The organism is Corynebacterium sp., assembly GCF_012837295.1.
Taxonomy (GTDB): Bacteria; Actinomycetota; Actinomycetes; order Mycobacteriales; family Mycobacteriaceae; genus Corynebacterium.
In genome coordinates this window covers 1-2,084 of the sequence record NZ_DURI01000243.1, presented here as the reverse complement: position 1 = coordinate 2,084, position 2,084 = coordinate 1, and the positions used below count along the sequence as shown (strand labels likewise).

Below are 2,084 nucleotides of genomic sequence, written 5' to 3'. Positions count from 1 at the left end.
TCGCGGGTGATCTCGCGTTCCTCGGTGCGACGCTTGATGTCCTGGCGCTTGTCGTAATCCTGCTTGCCGCGGGCCAGCCCCAACTCGACCTTCAGCCGGCCGTCCTTGAAGTACAGCTTCAGCGGGATGAGGGTGTTCTTGCCGTCGCGGACCTTGCCCATCAGCGAATCGATCTCGGCGCGGTGCAGCAGCAGCTTGCGCGCACGACGCGTCGGGTGATTCGTCCAATTGCCGTGGGAGTACTCGGGGATGTGCAGGCCGCGCAGCCACACCTCGCCGTCGTCGATGGTGGCGAAGGCGTCGTTGAGCGAGGCCTTGCCCTCGCGCAGGGCCTTGACCTCGGTGCCGACCAACACGACGCCGCACTCCCACGTGTCCAGGATGTGGTAATCGTGGCGGGCTCGGCGGTTGGTCGCGATCACCGGATTCTGGTTCTTCGCGTTCTTCGACTTCTTCTTGGCCATAACCCGTCCCAGCCTAGCCGGGCGCGCCGACCAGCCAAAACAGCACCCGAATCGCCCGCCGCCACCTCCCCGGGCGGACGTCCCATCGCGCAGCCATTGGGCCCGCGAATAACGACCTCATTTCAATCCGCCTTTTGAAGCCCATCGGAGTTAGTTTCGGTTACTTTCGGATGTGGCGCCATACGCGCGACATGTGCGGCCGCCGGCAACCCCGACACTGCACCGACGACACACGACACGGAGGACCCCATGGCTCAGTCCACGGGCACCGCGGAAAGAACGAGAGACGGCGGAGGTGGCGGCGAGTCCGCCGGCGGCCACGAGAAGCCGAAGGGATTCCTCGCGACGCTGGAACGGGTGGGCAACGCCCTGCCGAACCCGTTCTGGCTCTTCGTCATTCTGGCGGGCGTGGTCATCGTCTCGTCATGGCTGGGCGCCAAGGCGGGCATGTCCGCCGAAGACCCCGGCACCGGCGAGGTCATCGAGGTCCAGAACCTCCTGACCCCCGAGTTCCTGCAGAAGATGGTCACCGACGCGGTGGACAACTTCGTCACCTTCGCCCCCGTCGGCCTGATCCTGGTGTGCATGCTCGGCGTCGCCATCGCGGAGTACTCCGGGTTCATCGGCGCGGCGATCCGCGCGGCGGTGTCCAAGGTCCGCTCCCCCATGTGGCTGACGTACGTCGTCGCCCTGGCCGGCGTGACCGGCTCGGTGGCCTCCGACGCCGTGTACGTCATCCTCATCCCGCTGGGCGCCGCGGCGTTCCGCGCGGTGGGGCGCAATCCGATCGTCGGCGCGATGGTCGCGTTCGCGGCGTCGTCGGCCGGCTTCAACTCCTCGTTGGTCCTCAACATCACCGACGTGCTGCTGGCCGGCATTTCCACGTCGGCTGCCCAGTTCGTGGACCCCGAGTACGTGGTGTCGCCGCTGGCGAACTACTTCTTCTCCATGGCCTCCGCGCTGGTGCTGTCGGCGATCATCACGGCGGTGACGGAGCTGTTCATCGTCAAGCACACGAAGAAGACCATCGACGAGTCGAAGATCAACTACGAGGCCGCCGCGTTCACCAAGCCCGGCAACGGCGGCTCCGACACCGACTCCGAGGACGACGACGTCCGCACCGACACCGGCGCCACCACCTCCGTCGGCCGCGTCGGCGATCGCGCCGGCCGCGACGAGAAGAGGGCCGCGAAGAAGACGGCGGCCGACTCCCACACCGGATCGTCGTCAAGCGAAAGCCGTGCCGCCGACACCCCCAACGGTGAAACCCGCTCCAAGGAGGAGCTGCGCGACGAACTCGAGCTCGACCCCCGCGAGGCCAAGGCCCTGAAGGTCGGCGGCTTCGCTGCGCTGGCGACCGTCGCCGCATGGGCGGCGCTGCTGTTCATCCCGGGCTCGCCGCTGCGGGGCGAGGGCGACGGCATCCTCAATTCCCCGCTGCTCACCGACATCGTCGTGCCGATCGCGCTGCTGTTCGCCATCGTCGGCATCGCCTACGGCCTGTCCATCGGCTCGATCCGCGATTCGTCGGACATCCCCGACTTCATGGAGAAGGGCCTGTCCACGCTGACCGCGATGATGGTATTGTTCTTCGCCGTCGCGCAGTTCACGTCCTACTTC

At 66.9% G+C, this 2,084-nt stretch carries 2 protein-coding genes; one reads left to right on the top strand and one right to left on the bottom strand.

The window, feature by feature from the left end; translation table 11 throughout:
* Nucleotides 1–464, bottom strand: a 464-nt coding sequence (gene smpB / locus GX015_RS07910; RefSeq protein WP_291344174.1) for an SsrA-binding protein SmpB, incomplete at its 3' end; no start/stop codon positions are given.
* Nucleotides 465–713: 249 nt separating this feature from the next.
* Here smpB and GX015_RS07905 point away from each other — a divergent pair.
* The coding region (locus GX015_RS07905; RefSeq protein ID WP_291344172.1) for an SLC13 family permease at nt 714–2,084 on the top strand (1,371 nt) is incomplete at its 3' end.